Origin of the sequence: Aeromonas sp. FDAARGOS 1414, assembly GCF_019047065.1 — a bacterium.
GTDB classification, from domain to species: domain Bacteria; phylum Pseudomonadota; class Gammaproteobacteria; order Enterobacterales; family Aeromonadaceae; genus Aeromonas; species Aeromonas veronii_A.
In genome coordinates this window covers 356,878-376,836 of the sequence record NZ_CP077210.1, presented here as the reverse complement: position 1 = coordinate 376,836, position 19,959 = coordinate 356,878, and the positions used below count along the sequence as shown (strand labels likewise).

At 61.2% G+C, this 19,959-nt stretch carries 17 protein-coding genes; 10 read left to right on the top strand and 7 right to left on the bottom strand.

Going from position 1 to position 19,959, the window contains the following annotated elements:
• The gene (locus tag I6L44_RS01720) at positions 1-249 is read left to right on the top strand and encodes a YfhL family 4Fe-4S dicluster ferredoxin (protein WP_005334896.1); all 249 of its coding nucleotides are present in this window, start codon (positions 1-3) and stop codon (positions 247-249) included.
• Between the two features lie 168 nt (positions 250-417).
• Here the strand turns inward: I6L44_RS01720 and I6L44_RS01715 are convergent, their stop codons facing one another.
• Positions 418-813, bottom strand: a complete 396-nt coding sequence (locus tag I6L44_RS01715) for a DUF1090 domain-containing protein (RefSeq protein WP_216953098.1) — start codon at positions 811-813, stop codon at positions 418-420.
• A gap of 158 nt (positions 814-971) precedes the next feature.
• Here I6L44_RS01715 and I6L44_RS01710 point away from each other — a divergent pair, with 158 nt between their 5' ends.
• The gene (locus I6L44_RS01710; RefSeq protein ID WP_005334901.1) at positions 972-1,325 is read left to right on the top strand and encodes a DsrE/DsrF/TusD sulfur relay family protein; all 354 of its coding nucleotides are present in this window, start codon (positions 972-974) and stop codon (positions 1,323-1,325) included.
• A 36-nt stretch (positions 1,326-1,361) separates the two neighbouring features.
• On the opposite strand, the gene I6L44_RS01705 is transcribed toward I6L44_RS01710, so the two are convergent.
• Together I6L44_RS01705 and sohB are read right to left on the bottom strand one after the other, a co-directional pair.
• Positions 1,362-2,585, bottom strand: a complete 1,224-nt coding sequence (locus tag I6L44_RS01705) for an MFS transporter (RefSeq protein WP_216953097.1) — start codon at positions 2,583-2,585, stop codon at positions 1,362-1,364.
• Between the two features lie 180 nt (positions 2,586-2,765).
• Positions 2,766-3,773 (bottom strand): protease SohB, encoded by a 1,008-nt coding sequence (sohB, locus tag I6L44_RS01700; protein WP_216953096.1) that lies wholly within the window; start codon positions 3,771-3,773, stop codon positions 2,766-2,768.
• A 222-nt stretch (positions 3,774-3,995) separates the two neighbouring features.
• On the opposite strand from sohB, the gene I6L44_RS01695 reads away from it, so the two are divergent.
• Entirely contained in the window at positions 3,996-4,751 is a 756-nt protein-coding gene (locus tag I6L44_RS01695) for a YciK family oxidoreductase (protein WP_005334909.1), read from the top strand.
• Between the two features lie 105 nt (positions 4,752-4,856).
• Positions 4,857-5,771: a LysR family transcriptional regulator gene (locus tag I6L44_RS01690; protein WP_216953095.1), complete on the top strand. Its 915-nt coding sequence runs from the start codon at positions 4,857-4,859 to the stop codon at positions 5,769-5,771.
• 14 nt (positions 5,772-5,785) lie between these two features.
• Here I6L44_RS01690 and I6L44_RS01685 read toward each other — a convergent pair whose 3' ends face one another.
• On the bottom strand, positions 5,786-6,958 hold the full coding sequence (locus I6L44_RS01685) for an MFS transporter (protein ID WP_216953094.1): 1,173 nt from the start codon (positions 6,956-6,958) through the stop codon (positions 5,786-5,788).
• A 181-nt stretch (positions 6,959-7,139) separates the two neighbouring features.
• Here I6L44_RS01685 and I6L44_RS01680 point away from each other — a divergent pair, with 181 nt between their 5' ends.
• Entirely contained in the window at positions 7,140-8,285 is a 1,146-nt protein-coding gene (locus I6L44_RS01680) for a MalY/PatB family protein (RefSeq protein WP_064340869.1), read from the top strand.
• Positions 8,286-8,367: 82 nt separating this feature from the next.
• Positions 8,368-9,792, top strand: a complete 1,425-nt coding sequence (locus I6L44_RS01675) for a TAXI family TRAP transporter solute-binding subunit (protein WP_216953093.1) — start codon at positions 8,368-8,370, stop codon at positions 9,790-9,792.
• 107 nt (positions 9,793-9,899) lie between these two features.
• On the opposite strand, the gene I6L44_RS01670 is transcribed toward I6L44_RS01675, so the two are convergent.
• Positions 9,900-10,814 (bottom strand): LysR family transcriptional regulator, encoded by a 915-nt coding sequence (locus I6L44_RS01670; RefSeq protein ID WP_216953092.1) that lies wholly within the window; start codon positions 10,812-10,814, stop codon positions 9,900-9,902.
• A 170-nt stretch (positions 10,815-10,984) separates the two neighbouring features.
• On the opposite strand from I6L44_RS01670, the gene I6L44_RS01665 reads away from it, so the two are divergent.
• From I6L44_RS01665 to ygjK, 4 genes are all read left to right on the top strand, one after another.
• On the top strand, positions 10,985-12,241 hold the full coding sequence (locus tag I6L44_RS01665) for an adenylosuccinate synthetase (protein ID WP_005347796.1): 1,257 nt from the start codon (positions 10,985-10,987) through the stop codon (positions 12,239-12,241).
• A gap of 201 nt (positions 12,242-12,442) precedes the next feature.
• Positions 12,443-12,979, top strand: a complete 537-nt coding sequence (locus I6L44_RS01660) for a YbhB/YbcL family Raf kinase inhibitor-like protein (protein ID WP_206901348.1) — start codon at positions 12,443-12,445, stop codon at positions 12,977-12,979.
• Between the two features lie 11 nt (positions 12,980-12,990).
• A complete protein-coding gene (locus I6L44_RS01655) occupies positions 12,991-13,791 on the top strand; it encodes an AraC family transcriptional regulator (protein ID WP_216953091.1) in 801 nt (266 codons plus the stop codon).
• Positions 13,792-13,986: 195 nt separating this feature from the next.
• Positions 13,987-16,467, top strand: coding sequence for an alpha-glucosidase (gene ygjK / locus I6L44_RS01650; RefSeq protein ID WP_216953090.1), 2,481 nt, complete (start codon positions 13,987-13,989; stop codon positions 16,465-16,467).
• Positions 16,468-16,665: 198 nt separating this feature from the next.
• Here ygjK and ligA read toward each other — a convergent pair whose 3' ends face one another.
• Together ligA and zipA are read right to left on the bottom strand one after the other, a co-directional pair.
• The gene (gene ligA, locus I6L44_RS01645) at positions 16,666-18,678 is read right to left on the bottom strand and encodes an NAD-dependent DNA ligase LigA (RefSeq protein WP_216953089.1); all 2,013 of its coding nucleotides are present in this window, start codon (positions 18,676-18,678) and stop codon (positions 16,666-16,668) included.
• Positions 18,679-18,777: 99 nt separating this feature from the next.
• On the bottom strand, positions 18,778-19,947 hold the full coding sequence (zipA, locus tag I6L44_RS01640) for a cell division protein ZipA (RefSeq protein WP_216953088.1): 1,170 nt from the start codon (positions 19,945-19,947) through the stop codon (positions 18,778-18,780).
• Positions 19,948-19,959: the final 12 nt, after the last annotated feature.

Genomic DNA, 19,959 nt, shown 5'->3' with positions numbered 1-19,959 from the left:
ATGGCACTGCTCATCACCGACAAGTGCATCAACTGTGACATGTGTGATCCCGAGTGTCCGAACCAGGCCATCAGCCTGGGTGAGGAGATTTACGAGATCGACCCCAGTCGCTGCACCGAGTGCGTCGGTCACTATGAGAAGCCGACCTGTATCAGTGTCTGCCCTATCGACTGCATCATCTGGGATCCCGCTCATGTGGAAACCGAAGATCAGCTGATGGAAAAGTTTGTGCGGATGCATCGGCAGTAACCTCGGTATCAGCATCAACAACTCACAGGCTGCATCCTCCGGGAGCCCGTCCATATGATGAAACCGCAGCGCTGCTGATGAAGAAGTTTGTACAGATGCACCGACAGTAAATGCAACAAGGCCGGGAAATCCCGGCCTTTTTTGATCCCGCCCTCATCTCCATGATGGCTATTTTTTGTTTACCAACCGGTGCAATTCATCCAGTTCCCGCTGCGCCGTCAGCAAGTCGGTCTGTGCCTGCTCCAATTTGCTCTGCTTGTCGGCAATCTTGTCCGGCTTGCCACTGACTCTCGCCTCCTGCAGCTCGAGCAGGCGCTCATCTACCTCGCCGCGCAGTTTGTTAACCCGCTCTTTCTGCTCCTTGAGCAGACCTTCATCGGTACAGTTGGCCTTGATATTGCGCGCTGCCTGTTCGAGCCCGGCAATCTGCCCGGTATTGTTGTGTGCTTTGGCAAACACCAGCTGGTCGTTGACGGCCTGCAGGCGAGCCTTGCAACCGACCGCCTCACTGCCAAAGGCCTGACCCGCCAACAGCAGCAAGCCGGCTCCCAATACTTTCCACATCTCGATTCATCCGGTCTTGTTTGCGAGCTGACCATAAAAACCTCGATCGGCGGCAGGGTCAAGCAAGCGGGAAAAAGGTGCGACAGAAGTTGTGCAACATCACGCAATTGCCACCCTGTTGGTTCTACAATGGCGCTCTTTTCAATCGGGAGTCTGTTATGAATCAACAAATTGTGGTCATTGCCAACGGTGCCCCCTATGGCAGCGAATCCCTGTTCAACGCCCTGCGTCTCGCTATCGCCCTCAACGAACAGGGTGGTGCCAGCCTCAAGCTGTTCCTGATGTCCGATGCGGTGAGTGCAGCACTGGCCGGTCAGGCACCGGCCGAGGGGTACAACCTGCGCCAGATGCTGGAGATCCTGCTGGCGCAAGGCGTCACCATTCGCCTGTGCAAGACCTGCACCGATGCCCGTGGCATCACCGCCCTGCCGCTGATCGAGGGCATTGAGGTCGGCACCCTGCCGATGCTGGCCCAATGGACCCTGGCTGCCGACAAGGTGCTGACCTTCTGAACCATAAGGGGCTGGCCAGCGGCGAAGTCAGCCCGGTTAGCCTATCACCGACTCCTGCCGGGCACTTCGCCGACCATGATGTCGGGCGCCTGCTTCATAAAGCGCAAAGATCGCCACACAAAGCAGCGCCATCAGCACATAGAGCCACTGACCGCTCCACTGCTCGAGGATCCAGCCTCCCAGCAGAGCGCCGGCAGCCCCTCCCAACCCGGCCAGTGCGCTGGCACCAAAGTAGCTCCCCTTGAGGTGGGTGGGGGCCATCTGGTCGATCAGCACGTTGAGCAGGGGGAACAGGATGGTCTCGCCGATGCTGAGCAGCAGCACGGCACCAAACCAGTGGCTGCGCACCATCGGGTCCCCCAGCGCGAAGAGCAGCTGGGCCGCCAGAAAGAGCGCCATGCCGATATGAAGGCGTACCCGCACTGGCCAGCGTGACAACAACCGCAGCAGCGGAAACTGCAGCAGCACCACGGTCAGTGCATTGGTCGCCACCAGCAGGGCAACCAGCTCGGCCACCTGCGGCATACCGGCCCGGGTCAGGTACTGCACCAGCGGCGAGTGAAACTGGGAGTAGACCAGCACCATCAGGAGATTGGCCATCACCAGCAGCAGGAAGGCGCGATCCGCCAGCAACACCTTGATGGCATCCCGCAGTCCGGGGCCAGCAGTCCCCAGCTTGCCTGTGCTGCCAGCCCGGCGAAATCCCCAGCCAAAGGCCAGCGCCAGCAGCAGATAGCTCACCACCAGAAACAGGAAGGTCTCCTGCTGGGCGTTGATCCCGAGGGTCACCCCGAGCAGCGGCCCCAACGCGGCCCCCAGATTAAGCAGAAAATAGCGCAGGTGCAGTGCCAGCTCCCGCGCCTTGGCCGAGGCCAGACTGTCGGCCATCAACGCCTTGCCGGGGGCATCGATGAGCCCCGACGAGAGGCCGCTGCCCATCACCCCGACCCCGAGCCAGAACACCGCATGGGAGAAACCGAGCAGGCCGAAACAGCTCATCGCCACCAGACAACCGGCCAGCAGTATGCTGCGCCGCCCGAAGCGATCAGAGAGCCAGCCGCCGTAAAAACTGACCAGGGTAGAGAGGGCCATCGAGCCACCCAGCAACAGGCCGATGAAGGTGGCCGAAAGGTCATACTCCCGATAGAGCAGAATGGAGAGGAAGGGCCACACCATGTAGTAGCTGGTACGCACCATAAAGGTACCCAGAATGACGATCCAGACCAGCGGGGTAAATTGCCTGAAGGTGCTCCATGACATCGCTATGCTCCATGCCCCGCAGCTCTTACCACAAGATCCTGTCATAAACGGGGAAAGCATTCAGTTGTAACAGAGGGCCTCAATAGAAACAACCCTCGCTCACCGACAAGGTGCAACCGGATGCAAAAAGGCCAGCCGATGGGCATCGGCTGGCCTTTTTATCGCGGGATTTCCCTCGGGCTAGCGCCAGGGGCTCTGCTGCCACAGCCGCCCAAGTCCTGCCTCGAGCGCCTGCGCGCCCTGCTGCCCCAGCTTCTGGGTCAGGCTTTTTGGCTTGCGATAGCTGATGCCGATCACCTTGTGGTGGCTGGCCTGTGCCAGCAGATAGTCATCACTGGTGCAGAGGGTATCCACCAACCCCAGCCCCTTGGCCTGACTTGCCAGCCAGTGCTCTCCGGTCGTGACCTGATCGATATCGAGTTGCGGGCGATGTTCGGCCACAAAGGCCTTGAAACGCTCGTGGATCGCCGCCAGCTCCTCACGAAACTTCTCGCGCCCCAGATCGTCGTTCTCGCCGAACATGGTGATAGTGCGCTTGTACTGACCGGCAGTGTGCATCTCGAACTCGATATCGTGCTTTTTCAACAACTTGTTGAAGTTCGGCAGCTGGGCGATCACCCCGATGGAGCCGACGATGGCAAAGGGGGCAGCCAAGATCTTGTCTGCCACACAGGCCATCATGTAGCCGCCGCTCGCCGCCACCTTGTCAATCGCCACGGTGAGCTTGATGTCACGATCGCGCAGACGCTGCAGCTGGGAAGCGGCCAAGCCGTAACCATGCACCACGCCGCCACCAGATTCGAGCCGCAGCAGCACCTCGTCGCCGGGCTGGGCGACGCCAATCACCGCGCTCACCTCCTCGCGCAGGGAGGCAACCTCTTTGGCATCCATGCTGCCGTTGAAATCGAGCACAAACAGGCGACTGCGCTCATCACCGGCCTTGGCGCGCTTTTTCTGCTCCTCTTTCTGCTGCTTTTCCAGCACCTTGCGCTCGGCCTTGCTTACGAGCGCGCTCTTGAGGGCAAATTGCCCCTGCTCCAGCTCGCTCGAGAGATCGGTCACCACCAGCTCCCCCTTGCGCGCTTTCGGCTGGCGAGTGCTCACAATCATCAGGATGATGGCGCCGATGGCCAGCAGGAAGGTCACTGTCTTGGCCAAAAACAGGCCATATTCGGTCAGAAATGTCACGATGGACTCCAGAATGGATCGGTTTTCGTCACATTCTAGGGAGTTTGATGGAGGCGCGCAAAAAATCGCAGCCAGTGCCAGGAAAAACCAACCCGAGCATCACAACCTCTCTATTTTCTTCACATTTTTCTTGCCGCTGGCTGGTCAAACAGGCGCACGGATCAGTACACTTGGCGCCGATTGCCATGCACTTATGGCCGGAATTTGTTAACAGGAGTTGTCATGCTCGATTATCAGGCACCCCGCGATCTGCTCAAGGATAAAGTCATTCTGGTCACAGGTGCCGGCGACGGGATCGGCCGCGAAGCCGCCCTCACCTACGCCGCTCACGGTGCCACCGTGATCCTGCTCGGCCGCACCAGCGCCAAACTCGAAGCCGTGTATGACCAGATTGAAGCGGCCGGTTATCCGCTGCCCGCCATCGTGCCGGTGGATCTGAAAGGGGCCACCGCCGCCCACTACCGCGGCATGGCCGAAACCTTCGCCCAGCAGTTTGGCCGCCTCGATGGCGTGCTGTTCAATGCCGGTCTGCTTGGCACCCTCTCTCCGTTTGAACATATTCAGGAGAAGGAGTGGGACGAGGTGATGCAGGTCAACGTCAAATCGGAATTCCTGCTGACCCAGGCGCTGCTGCCGCTGCTGCGCCAGACTGCCAAGGCGCAGGGCGATGCCTCCATCGTCTACACCTCCTCCAGCGTGGGGCGCAAGGGGCGCGCCTACTGGGGCACCTATGCCATCTCCAAATTTGCCATCGAGGGGATGATGGAAGTGCTGGCCGACGAGCTTGAGAACACCGGTGTGCGGGTCAATACCCTAAACCCGGGCGGTACCCGTACCAAGATGCGCGCCAGTGCCTTCCCGGCGGAAGATCCCATGAACCTCAAGACTCCGGCCGACCTGATGCCGCTCTACCTCTACCTGATGGGGTCGGACAGCCGCGGAAAAACCGGCCAGACCTTTGTGGCTCAGCCCAAATAAATCAATAAAATACCCAGAGTGTTGTGCGGCAGGGGTTAAATTGAATAGGGGGCACAGGCTCCCTGTTCGAACCACTGACCATCCTATCTCCAATCAGGTTGAACTATGTTTCGTCCCAAGAGCACGTTTGAGCAATGGCGGATCTTTCAGGCGGTGGTCGACTGCGGCGGCTACGCCCAGGCGGCCGAGGCGCTGAACAAGAGCCAGTCCTCCCTCAATCATGCGGTTGCAAAGTTGCAGCAGAGTCTGGGGGTGCCCTTGCTGGAGGTGCGCGGCCGCAAGGCGGTGCTGACCCCAGCGGGCGAGATCTTCCTCAAGCGGGCCCGTCAGTTGAGCCAGCAGGTGGAGGAGCTGGAGAATCTGGCCAACAACCTGGAGCGGCAGTGGGAGCCGCAGATCAACCTCTATGTCTCGGCGCTGCAGCCAAGGGCTCGCCTCTATCGGGCGCTAGCCAGCTTCTACCCCCGCAGCCGGGGTTGCCGGGTCAACCTGCACGAACGCATTCACTGCCACTTCAACGCCTTGCAACCGGGGGATCTGATGCTCTCCGAGCACCTGCCCGGCGATCGCACCGGTCTGCTGCTGGACGAGGTGTGCCTGCTGCCTCTCTGCGCCGCCAGCCATCCGCTGGCACAGGAGGAGGGGCCCATCCGCAGCGATGTGCTGACCAGCCACAACCAGATCAGCCTTCATCCCCCCATTCACCGCTCGGTGGACTGGAACGATGCAGATGACACCGGCTGGAAGGCGACCCACTACCACGAAGTGCTCGCCATGCTGAGCCTCGGCCTCGGCTATGCCTGGCTGCCGCGCCATCTGGTAGAGCGGGAGCTGGCGGAAGGTTCGCTCATACAGCTGGATCTGGAGAGCGGCAACGAGCGCCACCTCTACACCTACCTGCTGACCCTCTCCCCCGAATCCCTCGGCCCAGCGACCGAGCTGCTGCTGCGCTGCCTGCGCAACGAATATCAGGGCGAATCATCGCCTCTCCCGCACGCCCAGCCCCGGCACGACAAATAACAGCCAGCCCCCCGTCAGACGTTGGGCACCCGCCAGCTGGCGGCCAGTGCCACCAGCGCCAATCCCAGCGCCACCATAAAGACCCCGTGGAAACTCCACACCTCCGCCACCACTCCGGCGATGGCCCCTGCCATGATGGAGCCGGTGCGGATGCTGTTGGCAAACAGGGTGGTCGCTACCCCGGCCCGCCCCGGCATCAGATCCTGAAAATAAGACATGCCGATCCCCGCCACGATACCAATGAAGATGGCGTTGAACAGCTGCAAGGCGATCAGGGCGTATTGGTCGGTGAGGGTCACCAGACCTGTGTAAAAGGCCGCGCCAGCCAGCACCGCCAACAACATCATGGGGCGCTTGCCAAAACGGGCCGTGTAATAACCCGCCAGCAGCATGAAGGGGATCTCCAGCGCCGCCGCTGTGCCCATCAGGATACCGGCAAGCTTCTCATCCATCCCAAGCTCCCGGGTGATATAGAGCGGCATATTGATGAGGTACATGCTGTTGCAGGTCCACATCAGGGTGGAGGCGATAAAGAGCGCCCGCACCGCCGGATCCCGCCAACTGCTGACCCGCTCGCTCTCTTCAGCCAGCTTGGGCAGCGGCAGAGAGGGCAGCCAGCGCCACACCACCAGGGCACAGAGCAGGTAGGCCAGTGCCGAGGCCAGGTACATCAGCTCGAAACCATAGCCGATGGCCAGCGCGAAGGCGATGGGCGGGCCTATGACCCAGGCCAGCGAAAATTGGGCTCGCATCACCGAGCTGAACATGTCCGCCCGCTTGTTGCGGCTGTCCGAATACTCCCGCGCCAGCGCAAACAGTTGGGGACTGGCAGTGGCCGCCAGCGCCGCCAGCATCACCCCCAGACTCGCCAACAGCCAGTAGTTGCGGTTCCAGGCAAACAGCAAGGAGAGCGCCACCCCGGCAAAGCAGCAGCGCAGGATCAGTCGCTTGCGATCCCCCTTGTTGTCAGAGCGGTGGCCCAGCCACTGGCTGACCAGAATGCCCACCACCGCATTGATGGTATAGAAGAGCCCGACCAGAAAGGGGCGCACCTGCACCTCTTCGGCCAGAAACAGACTTAAGGTAGGCACCTGCAGTGCCACCGCGACGCCGGTCATAAAGGTCACGGCAAGAAATGAAAGAGAGACGGGGTCAGGGCGTTTGACCGCCGCTATCGACAAGCTCATAGGGTTACCACTGGTTGGAGGGACGATACGGGCTAACGGGCGGCAGCCGTATGAAAATTCGGCGCCTATCTTATGTCACTATCAAGAGCGGGCTCAAGGATGCATAAGCAGGAGTGCGCCTTGCGAGGGAGGCCGCGACCCCGTAGAGTGAAAGCCCATCCTGCCAGCACAAGGAGTTCGCATGTTTGATTTTGATCAGGAAGTAGACCGCAGTGGCACCATGAGCCTGAAATGGGACAAGTACAAGGGTCAGGATGTGCTGCCCATGTGGGTTGCCGATACCGACTTTGTCTCCCCCCCGTCCGTGATTGAGGCGTTGACCAAACGGGTTGCCCACGGCATTTTCGGCTATTCACGCCCCTCGCCGCGCCTGATCGAACTCATTATCGAACGGATGGCGACCCGCTATGGCTGGGCTATCGAGCCCGAATGGCTGGTGTTCCTGCCGGGCGTGGTGCCGGGGCTCAACCTTGCCTGCAAGGCGTGGAGCCAGCATGGCCGCGGCATCATCACCCCCAAGCCGGTCTACTACCCCTTCCTGCAGGCGCCGGGCTTCAATGATCGTCCCCTGCTCACCGTGCCGATGATTGAAGAGGCAGGTCGTTGGGTGCTGGATCTGGCAGAGCTTGAGCGTCAGGCCCCCGCCGCAGATCTGCTGCTGCTCTGCAACCCCCACAACCCGGGCGGCACCATCTTCACCCGTGACGAGCTGCTGGCCATCGATGCCATCGCTGCGCGCCACAATCTGGTGATCTGCTCCGATGAAATCCACTGCGATCTGCTGCTGGATAAAAACGCCCGCCACATTCCCTACGGCGCCATCAGTGCGCAAGCGGCCGAGCGCTGTGCGGTGATGATGGCCCCGAGCAAGACCTTCAATATCGCCGGTCTCTGCTGCTCCTTCGCTATTATCCCCAACGCCCGTCTGCGCTTCAGGCTACAGCAGGCGATGCGAGGCATCAGCGCCGACGTCAATCTGCTGGGCTTTGTCGCCGCCGAAGCGGCCTATGAGGGTGGCGAACAGTGGCTGACCGAGCAACTCGACTATCTGGCGGCCAATCTGGCCCTGATCCAGCAAGCGGTGGCTCGCTGGCCGGGCGTCAAGCTGGCCAGTCATCAGGCGACGTATCTGGCCTGGATCGATGTGAGCGCCCTTGGCCTTGCCGATCCCATCGCCTTCTTCGAGCAGGCTGGCGTTGGTCTCTCCCCCGGCGCCCAGTTTGGCGACGGTCAGTTTGTGCGGCTCAACTTCGGCTGCACCAGGGCACGACTGACCGACGCGCTGGCGCGGATGGAGCGGGCAATCCTCAACCACAGCAAGCCCTGATCAGCCCAGCAACGGGATGGGCAAGCCCCATCCCTTTTACCCTGTGTCATCAGCCAGCGGTCAACTCAGTCAACGGTCAATTATGTCTCTACGGATCTTGCATCACCTTCTGCTCCCCCTCTGTGCACTCTCTGCGCTGCTCCCTTTTGGCAGCCAGGCGCTGACTATCGGAACGGGCCCGCTCAACGGGGTCTACTACCCGACCGGTGGCGCCATCTGCCGGGTGCTCAATGCCGACCATGCCCTCCATGGGGACAGCTGCACCGTGCAGAGCACCCGCGGCTCGATGGCCAACCTCAAGGCGCTCGGCAAAGGGGACGTGCAGCTGGCGCTGGTGCAGTCCGATATATTGCACCACGCCCTGCACGGCACCGGTCCCTTCAGCGGGCAGGGAGCCAACAATGAGCTGCGCAGCCTGTTTCGCCTCTATCAGGAGTCGCTGACCCTGCTGGCCGCCCCCGACAGCGGCATCACCACCCTGGCAGATATCGAAGGGAAACGGGTCTACCCGGGCAACAATGGCGCCGGTGAGCAGATCACCAGCCAGGCCCTGATGGCAGCTATGGGATGGCAACCCGGGCAGTTTGCTGCCTATCAGCTCAAGTCGGAGAGCGAACCGCTGGAAGGGCTGTGCGATGGCTCGCTGGATGCCGCTTTTGTGGTAGCCGGTCACCCCAGTCTGGCAGTCGGCGATCTGATCAGCCGCTGCAAAGTGCGCCTCATCCCTATCGAAGGGGAGCAGATCGACACGCTGCTCAAGAAACACCCCTACTACCAGCGCAGCCGCATCGCCGCCAACCTCTATCCGGGGCAGACCACCGCCATCAACAATATCGGAATGAGTGCCGAACTGGTGGCGCTGGCCAGCCTGCCGGACCCCATCGTCCGTACCGTGCGCGATACCCTGCTGGCCCGGTTCAAGCAGTTCAGCCGGCTGCACCCCGCCCTGAGCAAGGTGACCCCCGAGCAGTTGCAGGCGCAAACCGAGCTGCCCCTCCATGCGGGGATGTCGGATCAACCGCCAGCCCCTTTGCCACTGACCCCCGAGCAGTTAACTGCGGAACAGCTGACACCAGAGCCGTTAACACCAGCACCATCGACCTCGGAGGCGGCACCAACGGCAGAACAGGTGAGTGCCGCCGACAGGACGACTGCCCCCCTTGAAGCGCCCTCTGACGCGACCGCCACCAGCAGTGCCGCAGTGGCAACAGAAGCCACAGAGGTTAATCCCTTGCCTGAAGAGGCGCTCGAGATCACCCCCGAGCTCACTGCCACGCCGACCACCGATGATGAGAGCGTGTCCCCTTCGGCCGCAGCGTCAACGGTTCCATCACCATCGGCTGCCGTGTCGACTCAGTTGCCACAGAGCACCTCTGCGGCCACTTCGCCGCAAGAGCAGGCAACCCAGCCTGCCAGCAGTGCGGTTGCTGACGAAACCCCACCGCAGGATAAAACCGACACCCCTCCCGCCCCTGCCACCAGCGCAGCCACTCAGCTGCAGCCCTGAGTGGTCAGCGCCCACAAATGCATCAGGGCAGCTTAGGCTGCCCTGATTGTTGATATGCGCTCGATAGTGGCGAGTCACCCTGATTGGCCTGCTCACCTTGCCGTCCGCTAAAGCTCCATCCCCCGAGTCAGATAGGGGTTGGGCTTCTGGATCTCCTCCTCCACCCAATGCAGCAACTGCTTGATGGCCCGCGACAACACCTGATTCTGACGCACCACATAACCCAGACTGGTACCGGGAAAGTCGCCGAGGCTGGTGACCGGCGCGGTGAGGTTGAGGCGCGGATGCAGGGAGAAATCCGGCACGATGGCGACACCAAAGCCCGCCTCGGCCCAATCGAGCTGGGCGTCGACGCTGCCCACCTCCATGATGCGGCAGGGGGGCAAGGCCAGCAGCGGCAGGGACGGGTCGATCAGCGCCCGGGTGCGGGTGTCGTGACCGAGCAGGATCAGGGTCGGCTCGTCGAGGGGGTCGCTCTCTCCCGCCACCGCCCGCGCCTGCCAGCGGGCAAGGCCGTGGCCCAGCGCGCACCAGGTCACCTGTTGCAACTCGGTATAGAAGAGCGGTTCGCTGCGCTTTTGCGCCATGACAAAACCCAGATCCGCCTTGCCCGCCTTGACCAGCTCGGCAGCCTGATCCGAAGTGGTGTTGAACAGGGTGAGGTCGATGCCGGGAAACTCCCGCTTGAAGCGCTGGAACGGCTGGATAAGCAGCAGACGGGAGATAATGTCGCTGGCGGCGATGGCCAGCGTCCCCTGACTGAGCTGGTTGAGGGCATTGAGATCGGACTGGCAGAGCTGCAACTCGGCGATGGTGCGCTCGGCGCTTTGCAGCAGCCGCTCCCCCGCCTGCGTCAGGCGAAACGGGCTGCGCTCGATCAGCCGCACCCGGGTCGCCTGCTCCAGCCGCTTGATATGCAGGCTGACATTGGGCTGGGTCATGTGCAGTTCGGTGGCGGTCTGGCCAAAATGCTGCAACCGGGCCAGGGTGACAAAAGTTTGCAACCAGTGAATATCCAGCATAAGAGTCCCTCAACCCGCGATGTGCGGGGCTTGCCAGGCAAAATCGGACGGTTTGCCGCTTAATTGGCCATAATTATATGTTTCTCTTATCGGAATTATAAAGATAATTAATTTTTCTAATCCGCATCAGGCTCCTAGGATGGACGCCTAACGTCTTAGGAGAAAGAGTCATGTCGTCTATCGTAGTCGTAGGTGCTAACTGGGGTGATGAAGGCAAAGGCCGCATCGTGGATTATCTGGCAGGTCAAGCTGGCGCCAGCATTCGCTTCCAGGGCGGCAACAACGCTGGCCACACCGTGGTCAACGACCTTGGCACCTTCAAGCTGCACCAGGTTCCGAGTGGCGTATTCAACCCGGATTGCCTGGTTGTCCTCGGCCCGGGCATGGTGATCAGCCCCGAGAAACTGACCGTCGAGCTCGAGGAAGTCAAAGCCTCCGGCGTGACTCCGAAGCTGGCCATCTCTGACCGCGCAACCCTGTGCCTGCCGCTGCACGCACTGGAAGATACCCTGGAAGAGCAACGTCTGGGTGACGGCGCCTATGGCTCCACCCGTCAGGGCATCGCTCCTGCCTACGGCGATCGCGTGATGAAAAAAGCGATCCTGGTCGGCTGGCTGAAACAGCCGGACGTACTGGTCGAGCGCATCCAGTTCATGCTGGACTGGAAACTGCCGCAGATGAAGGCTATCTACCCCTCCTTCGAATTCACCCAGACTGCCCAGGAGATGGCCGACTGGCTACTGGAAGTCTCTGCCCCGTGGATCGACGCCGTCTGCAACGTCAGCATGCCGCTCAAAGCGCTGCAGGCCGAAGGCAAGACCCTGCTGTTCGAAGCGCAGCTGGGCGCTGGCCGTGACCTGATCTACGGCGAATACCCCTGGGTGACCTCCTCCCACGTATCCGGCGCCTACGCCGGTATCGGTGGCGGTCTGCCGGGTCTGCGCCCGGAGCGCGTCATCGCTGTGGCCAAGGCATTCAGCTCATCTGTCGGTACCGGCACCCTGCTGACCGCCATGGAGAACCAGGACGAGTTCCGCAAGATCACCAATGAGTTCGGCGCTACCACTGGCCGTCCCCGTGATGTCGGTTACTTCGACGCCGTCGCCACCAAGAACGGTGTCGAGCTGCAAGCCGCCACCGAAGTGGCACTGACCAAGCTGGACTGCCTGACCGGTCTGCCGGATCTGAAGATCTGCGTGGCTTACGAAGGTGCCCACACCGAGAACCCGATTTGGCCGCAAACCGCTGCCCTGAAGCCGGTTTACGAGCAGATGGAAAGCTGGAGCGAAGACATCACCGGCTGCCGCACCTTTGAAGAGCTGCCGCGCGCTGCCCAGCAGTACGTGCTGCGTATCGAAGAGCTGCTCGGCGTACCGGTTCCGATGGTTTCCGTCGGCCCGGGCCGTGACGAGATGATCCTGCGTTAATCCGCGCGATCAGCTGTCAGCACAGTGAAGAACCGGCATCCATGATGCCGGTTTTTTTATGGCTGCGATTTACCCTCTCGCCATAAAAACAACTAAAAGGCTCAATTAACTCACTAATCGACAGCACATTGAGTCGTTCTGCAACAACATCCTGCGCCACCCTCGCTAAAGTGAACCCGTTACCACACGAGGAGTCACCCGATGAAATTGCTCAAACAGAGTGCCCTGTTGCCACTACTCTGCCTGACGGCCATGCCAGCCTTTGCCATGACCCTGAAGAGCAGCGATATCCACGAAGGCCAGTTGATGGACAAACAGTTCAGCTTCAACGGCTTTGGCTGCAGCGGCGACAACCACTCGCCCCAACTTAGCTGGCAGGATCTGCCGGCAGGCACCAAGAGTGTTGCCATCACCGCCTATGACCCCGATGCCCCTACCGGCAGCGGTTGGTGGCACTGGCTGGTGGTTAACCTGCCTGCCACCCAGAGCGAACTGGCCAGCAATGCCTCCGGCAAGCTCAAGCAGGGATTGGAGATCCGCACCGACTTTGGCAGCCAGGGTTACGGCGGCCCCTGCCCGCCCGCAGGTCACGGCATGCACCGCTATCAGTTCACCGCCTGGGCCCTGCCCCATGATCTCGAGGTGAAGGCCGATACCCCGCCCGCTATGGTAGGCTACATGCTCAACAGCATGGCGCTTGGCAAAGCCACCCTGACCGCCACCTTCGTCACCCCCTAGGAGCCAACCGGATGAGCACTCCCCTGCTGCAACAGAGCCACTATCTCGGGATCCGCCAGCAGCCCCTGCACCGGGTGCTCATCTACGCCCCGACCCTCATCTGGGTCACCCAGGGGAGCAAACAACTGTGGTGGCGCGAGCGACGTCTGTCGTTTGACAGAGAGCGGTGGCTGCTGATCCCGGCAGGCCACCAGCTCACCTTCGTCAATCAGCCGGAGCAGGGCAAGTTTCGCTCCCACGCCATCACGCTGCTCACTCCGCCGCCACCAGAATGGCTGGCCGAGTCAGCCCCTTCCCACGCTGAACTGGAGGAACCCGCCGTCAAGGTCACCCCCGGGCTCGCCTTCTGCTTTGAGCTCATCAGCACCATGGCCGAACGGGGACTGAGCGAAGCAACACAGGCCGAACTGCTGCGCGGCTTCTATGCCGAGCTGCGGGCCGCCAACGCCCTCGGATTGCTCTTTCCCGCCAGCACCATGACCCTCGCAGAGCGGCTGGCCCGCTACCTGGCGGTGGAACCCGGCATCGACCACACCCTGGAGGCGGTGGCCCCCCACTTCTCCATGAGCCGCGCCTCCATGGTGCGCAAGCTGGCCGCCGAAGGTCGCAGCTTTCGCCAGTTGCTGGCTCAGGTGCGCATGAGTCACGCCCTCAACCTGTTGCAACAGGGCATGACCCCGCTGGAGGTCGCCCTCGCCTGCGGTTATGACTCCCCCAGTCGCTTTGCCGCCCGCTTCAAACAGGAGTTCGGCCTGACGCCTCACCAATACCTGCACACCTGCCCTGCCAGATTGGCGAGCAACGACAAGTAAAACATTACTTAAAACCAATCTTATGTAACCTGATGTAACCCGGTGATCCCGCTCACATTGCCACCTCTTCAGAGTGTGATCTCGCGCCAACGCTCCCTTTTCCCTTGCCATACAATGGCTACCGAACACCTTTTCACTAAAAATAAGCGTAAAAAATCTTCCTTTTAACCTACATAAACGGAATTGGAGCGAGCAATGTTTCGTAAAACTTTACTCTCGGTAGCCCTCGGCACCGCCCTGTTCGGACTGACTGCCTGCAACGATAACCAGACAGAGAGCAACACAGTCGCCAAACCGGAGCAGGCCATCCAGTACAAGGATGTGATCGACCGTCGGGGAACACCGACCCAATTCCGCGACTTTGACAGCTACTCCAACCTCAAATACAACCCGCTGCTCGATCTGGGGGCATGGCACGGTTTCCTGCTGCCCGCCAGCGACAAGGAGTGGGGGGGCTTTACCGGCCCCATGGTCATCTCCGAGGAGTACAGCCTCTTCTTTGCCAGCGAGCTGGACAAGCTCACCCTGAGCGATGCGAGCGGCCGCCCGTTCCCGCTCACCAGCGCCCGCAAGCAGGAGGTGTACGCCATTCCCGGAGCGCTGGTGCAACGCTTCGAGTTCGAGCCCTTTACGCTGGAGCTGGACCTGCGTTATGGCGATGCCCGCACCGCTCTTATCCGCACCCGACTCATCAATCAGACCGATGCACCGCTCACCCTCAACCTCAACTGGCAGGGCGAGTTGCTCAATCAATGGGATGCCAAGGATACGATTGCCAGCAAATATCTAGGCTGGACACGCACCATCAGCGAGAGCGACAAAGGAATCGAATTCCAGTTCGGTAAACTGCGCAGCACCTGGAACATCATGCAGAGCGGCAGCGCCCGCTATCGCATCGACCGCACCCTGCCAAGTCGCACCACCCTCGACCAGAAGACACTGGGCTACCAAAGCGACGCCAGCATTACCCTGGCCGCCAAGGGGAGCGAGGATATCTACACCCTGCAGAGCTATCTCCACTCCGCAGATGACGCCAGCCGCCATCAGCAGAGCCGTCAGGCCCTGCTGGCCAACCCGGCCAGCTATTTTGCCGACTCCATCCGCCGCTGGGAGGGCTACCTTGCCAAGGGTCTCTCCAATCAGGGTATCCCCGAGTCGGAGCGTCGCATCGCCGTCAAGGCGATGGAGACCCTCAATGGCAACTGGCGATCCCCGGCTGGCGCCATCCTCCACGATGGGGTAACCCCCTCCAATACCGCCCGCTGGTTCGACGGCGTCTGGGCCTGGGACAGCTGGAAGCACGCCTATGCCATGGCACACTTCAACCCGGAGGTCGCCAAGAACAACGTGCGCGCCATGTATGACTATCAGGTACAGCCGGATGATCCGGTACGACCGCAGGATGCGGGCATGGTGATCGACGCCGTCTTCTACAACAAGCCGGCGGATCGCGGTGGCGATGGCGGCAACTGGAACGAGCGCGATACCAAGCCGCCCCTCTCCGCCTGGGCCATCTGGGAAATCTATAGCGCCACCAAGGACAAGGCCTTTATCGCCGAGATGTATCCCAAGCTGCAGGCCTACCACGACTGGTGGTACCGCGCGCGGGACAACAACCGCAACGGCATCATCGAATATGGCGCCACCAAGCATGTGGAGCACAACGACGAGTACAGCAATATCACCTTCAAGGTGCAGTACTCCAACGGTATTCCCGCCGGGCTGGATCTCTCAAGCTGTACCAGTGAGGGGGATGGCTGGTATGCCTGCGCCGGAATGCCGCTCTATCAACAGGTGTTGAACGTGGGCGGTTACAGCGACATGGATATCGGTGCCCAGCACGGCGCCGGTTGGGAGTCCGGCATGGACAACGCCGCCCGCTTCGGCTTTATCGAACCGGGCCAGCTGCAACGCTATGCCGACAAGACTTATGGCGGAGATTTGGCCAAGGCACGTCAGGACTGGAACGTCGCCTTCTTTGAAAACCATCAGGACAATGGCGATTTGATCGGTTTCTCCATCGATCAGGAGTCGGTGGAGCTCAACGCCTTCCTCGCCAAGGAGAAACGCATTCTGGCCGACATGGCCGACCTGCTTGGCAAGCCGAACGACGCGAGCCGCTACCGCGATGGTGCGATCCAGCTGGCTGGTTACATCAACAGCTGCATGTTCGATGAGGCATCAGGCTTCTATTACGATCGTCAGATTGCTCAGGGGGATGTTGCTGACGGCAACGGCTGCGTCGGAAAATTGCTGACCGCCCGCGGCCGTGGCCCGGAAGGGTGGAGCCCGCTCTGGGCAGAAGTCGCCGACAAGGAGAAAGCGGCACGGGTGCGCGAGGTGATGCTCAACGCCCAGGAGTTCAACACAAAGATCCCGCTGGGCACAGCCGCGCTGACCAACCCGGCCTACGACCCCAATATCTACTGGCGCGGCCGGGTATGGCTCGATCAGTTCTACTTCGGGGTGAAGGGGCTCGAAAACTACGGCTATCGCAGCGATGCCGAGGCACTGGTCAACAAGCTGTTCAACAATGCCGAAGGACTGGCGGGCAGCGGCCCCATCCGCGAAAACTACAATCCGGAGACCGGCGCCATGCAGGGGGCCAGCAACTTCAGCTGGAGCTCGGCCCACCTCTATATGCTCTATCGCAACTTCCTCAAGCCACAGGAATAAGCCTCGAGAGAGGATGCCCCCCTTCGGCTTGATGCATCAGGTGGCCTTGTAGAGTGTTGCCATACTGATTGAGCAAACTGAGCACTCGGGAAATATTGCTCAGGCGCTTGCTGCACCCCCGCAAAAAATGGTGATAGCGGGGGAATAAAAAACAACCCGGCACGAATACCGGGTTGTTTTTTTATCAGAGAGACGAACTCAGCTCTGGCCTTGCAGCGCCTGCTGCAACTTCTCTTCGCTCCAGATGGTAATGCCAAGCTCCTGTGCCTTGGCCAGCTTGGAACCGGCCGCTTCCCCCGCGACCAGCACATCGGTCTTGGCAGATACAGAGCCCGCCACCTTGGCCCCCAGCGCCTGCAATGCCGCCTTGGCGTCGTTGCGCGACAAGGTGGTCAGGGTGCCGGTCAGCACGAAGGTCTTGCCGGCAAAGGGTTGCTCCGCGGCCTCTTTCTTCTCGATGGCCGGCCAGTGGATGCCGGCAGCCAGCAAGGCTTCCAGCACCTCCACGTTGTGGGGCTGACGCAGGAAGTAGTAGACATGCTTGGCCACCACATCACCCACATCGGCCACTTCGAGCAGTTGCTCCACCGAGGCCGCGCGCAGGGCATCCAGGGTGAGGAAGTGGTTGGCAAGGTTGAGCGCAGTCGCCTCCCCCACTTCACGGATCCCCAGGGCAAACAGGAAGCGCGGCAGGGTGGTACTGCGCGCAGCATCGATAGCAGCCACCAGATTGAGGGCCGATTTTTGCCCCATCCGCTCAAGACCGGCCAGCTGGATGGCATTGAGGCTGAAGAGATCGGCGGGGGTCTTCACCAGCCCCTTGTCCACCAGCTGCTCGACAATCTTGTCGCCAAGGCCGTCCACATCCATGGCGCGACGGGCGGCGAAGTGCTTGATCGCCTCCTTGCGCTGCGCCTCGCAGAACAGGCCACCGGAGCAGCGGGCAACCGCTTCCCCTTCCAGCCGCTCCACTGCCGAACCACACACCGGGCACTCGGTCGGGAAGAGAATTTCACGCGCATCAACAGGGCGCTGTGCCTCCACCACTGCCACGATCTGCGGGATCACGTCCCCTGCCCGGCGCACGATCACGGTATCGCCGACCATCACGCCAAGGCGCTCGATCTCGTCGGCATTGTGCAAAGTGGCATTGGAGACGGTGACGCCGCCAACAAACACAGGTTTGAGCTTGGCCACCGGCGTCACGGCGCCGGTGCGACCAACCTGAAACTCGACGTTCTCAAGCTCTGTCATCTCCTCCTGCGCCGGGAACTTGTGGGCGGTCGCCCAGCGCGGGGCGCGGGCCACAAAGCCCAGCTCCTCTTGCAGAGCGATAGCATCCACCTTGTAGACCACGCCGTCGATCTCGTAAGGGAGCTCGCCACGGCGGGCCAGAATGTCGTCGTGGAACGCCTGACAACCGGCGGCCCCCTCTTTGAGCTTCACCTCGGGACTAAGTGGCAGCCCCCACTCCTTGAGCTGATTGAGGCGACCAAAGTGAGAGTCACCGAGCAGCTCGCCGCCAACACCGACACCGTAAGCGTAAAAGCTCAGGGGACGGCTGGCGGTGATACGTGAATCGAGCTGACGCAGGCTGCCGGCGGCGGCGTTGCGCGGGTTGACGAACACCTTCTCGCCTGCGGCCAGCGCCTTGGCGTTCATCGCCTCGAAACCGGCCTTGGGCATAAAGACTTCGCCACGCACTTCCAGCCGATCGGGCCAACCAGAGCCCCGCAATGCGAGCGGAATGGCCTTGATGGTGCGCACGTTCTCGGTGATCTCCTCACCGGTAGCGCCATCGCCCCGGGTGGCCGCCTGCACCAGCTGACCATTTACATAGAGCAAGCTCACCGCCAGACCATCGAGCTTGGGCTCGCAGCAGAAGGTGAAACGCACGTCACGCTTGAGGCGATCACTCATGCGCTGTTCGAACGCCTGCAACTCTTCGCTGCTAAAGACGTTATCCAGACTGAGCATGGGGATCTCGTGACGCACCTGACTGAACGCCGTCAGCGGCTGGCCGCCGACCCGCACGCTGGGGGAAGCCGGGGTTTTCAGCTCGGGGTGGTCAGCCTCCAGCGCGATCAGCTCGCGCATCAGACGGTCGTATTCGGCATCCGGCACTGTGGGGTTATCCAGCACATAGTACTGGTGACCATATTCGGTAAGCAGTTCACACAATTGACGGTGGCGGGAGAGGATATCGCTCATGAAAAAGTCTCGAAGTGTGATTGAACATACGGCCGAGGTAGAAACAAAAATGCGGTACCTGGGTACCGCACTTTTTCTTCACTCGACCCGCATGGCGTATTAGTCGCGACTGGCCTCGTAGGCAGCCAGCTCGTGACGGTAACGGGCAATGGTCTCGTCGCTCAGCGGGCTGCGATCCATATCGGTCAGCATGGCATCGAGATCGCTGGCCAGCTGATCGGCGGCCTGCAGCATGTCCTCGAAGGCAAACGCGGCATTGCTGCGCAGCGGCAGTTGCATGAACAGGGAGACACCCGGCGTGGTGAACTGTTCCATCCGGTACGGATTGAAGGTACCTGGCTTGACCATGTTGATCATGGAGAAGAGCACTTCACCCTTGCCGTTGGGATCTTCGTGACGGTGGAAAATATCCATCTCGCCAAACTTGAAGCCCAGCGCCATCAGGGATGAGAGCAAGGTTGCACCTTGCAAGTCGTGACCCGGACGGCCCATCAGGTTGATGACATAGACATCCTGCCAGATTTTCTCGACCGGCTGGGGCGCCATGCGCGGCTCTTCAACCACAGGTGCAGGTGCCACATAGGCCGGCTCTTCATACACAGGCTCGGGAGCCACATGACGGGGCTGCGGCTGATATTCCGGCTCGGGAGCACGCACCGGTTCGGCACGAACGGTGTCAGCGGTACGGACTGTCTCTGCACGGGCACCAAAAGTCGGGGCGGTCGCGTAAGCGGGCTCGACCAGCGGCTCGTCATCCAGCGACTGCATCATGGGCTCGCGCTGGGGACGGGAACGGTAGACCGGGGTACGACGATTGACCTGAGCAGGTTTGCGCACCGGCGCGGCGGGCGCCTCGTCGATCTCCTCGGGCAGCGGTTCGTCGAACGCTTCCTCCTCTTCATAGACAGGAGGCGGCGGAACCGGGCGGGCAGCAGGCTTGCGCACTACGGGCGGCGGCAGATCGTCCTCGTCATCTTCATCATCAAAGGCGGGGACGGCAGGGCGACGACCGAATTCCGGCTGGCGGCTCTCTTCACTGCGCAGCTTGGGCTCGGCACGACGGCCACCACTGACCACGCGTACCTGGCCGATGCCATCGCTGTCGAAGGCGTCGTTATCACGATCCCGCGACTTGGAGTCCATCCGTCCAATCGGTTTCTCTTTGATCGGTGCCTGACGATTCTTTTTGTTGCTCCACAACCCGTGAATGAGCAATGCCGCAATAGCAATACCGCCCAGGGCAACCAAGATGTAACGCAATTCCTGCATTAGCTGCTTCTC

Bases quoted from the DNA above. Each gene is read 5' to 3' on its own strand.
- I6L44_RS01665 (WP_005347796.1), top strand. From the start codon at position 10,985: ATGTCGTCTATCGTAGTCGTAGGTGCTAACTGGGGTGATGAAGGCAAA.
- I6L44_RS01690 (WP_216953095.1), top strand. From the start codon at position 4,857: ATGTTTCGTCCCAAGAGCACGTTTGAGCAATGGCGGATCTTTCAGGCG.
- I6L44_RS01655 (WP_216953091.1), top strand. From the start codon at position 12,991: ATGAGCACTCCCCTGCTGCAACAGAGCCACTATCTCGGGATCCGCCAG.
- I6L44_RS01685 (WP_216953094.1), bottom strand. From the start codon at position 6,958: ATGAGCTTGTCGATAGCGGCGGTCAAACGCCCTGACCCCGTCTCTCTT.
- I6L44_RS01715 (WP_216953098.1), bottom strand. From the start codon at position 813: ATGTGGAAAGTATTGGGAGCCGGCTTGCTGCTGTTGGCGGGTCAGGCC.
- I6L44_RS01675 (WP_216953093.1), top strand. From the start codon at position 8,368: ATGTCTCTACGGATCTTGCATCACCTTCTGCTCCCCCTCTGTGCACTC.
- zipA (WP_216953088.1), bottom strand. From the start codon at position 19,947: ATGCAGGAATTGCGTTACATCTTGGTTGCCCTGGGCGGTATTGCTATT.
- I6L44_RS01670 (WP_216953092.1), bottom strand. From the start codon at position 10,814: ATGCTGGATATTCACTGGTTGCAAACTTTTGTCACCCTGGCCCGGTTG.
- I6L44_RS01705 (WP_216953097.1), bottom strand. From the start codon at position 2,585: ATGTCATGGAGCACCTTCAGGCAATTTACCCCGCTGGTCTGGATCGTC.
- I6L44_RS01660 (WP_206901348.1), top strand. From the start codon at position 12,443: ATGAAATTGCTCAAACAGAGTGCCCTGTTGCCACTACTCTGCCTGACG.
- I6L44_RS01695 (WP_005334909.1), top strand. From the start codon at position 3,996: ATGCTCGATTATCAGGCACCCCGCGATCTGCTCAAGGATAAAGTCATT.
- ygjK (WP_216953090.1), top strand. From the start codon at position 13,987: ATGTTTCGTAAAACTTTACTCTCGGTAGCCCTCGGCACCGCCCTGTTC.
- ligA (WP_216953089.1), bottom strand. From the start codon at position 18,678: ATGAGCGATATCCTCTCCCGCCACCGTCAATTGTGTGAACTGCTTACC.
- I6L44_RS01710 (WP_005334901.1), top strand. From the start codon at position 972: ATGAATCAACAAATTGTGGTCATTGCCAACGGTGCCCCCTATGGCAGC.
- I6L44_RS01720 (WP_005334896.1), top strand. From the start codon at position 1: ATGGCACTGCTCATCACCGACAAGTGCATCAACTGTGACATGTGTGAT.
- I6L44_RS01680 (WP_064340869.1), top strand. From the start codon at position 7,140: ATGTTTGATTTTGATCAGGAAGTAGACCGCAGTGGCACCATGAGCCTG.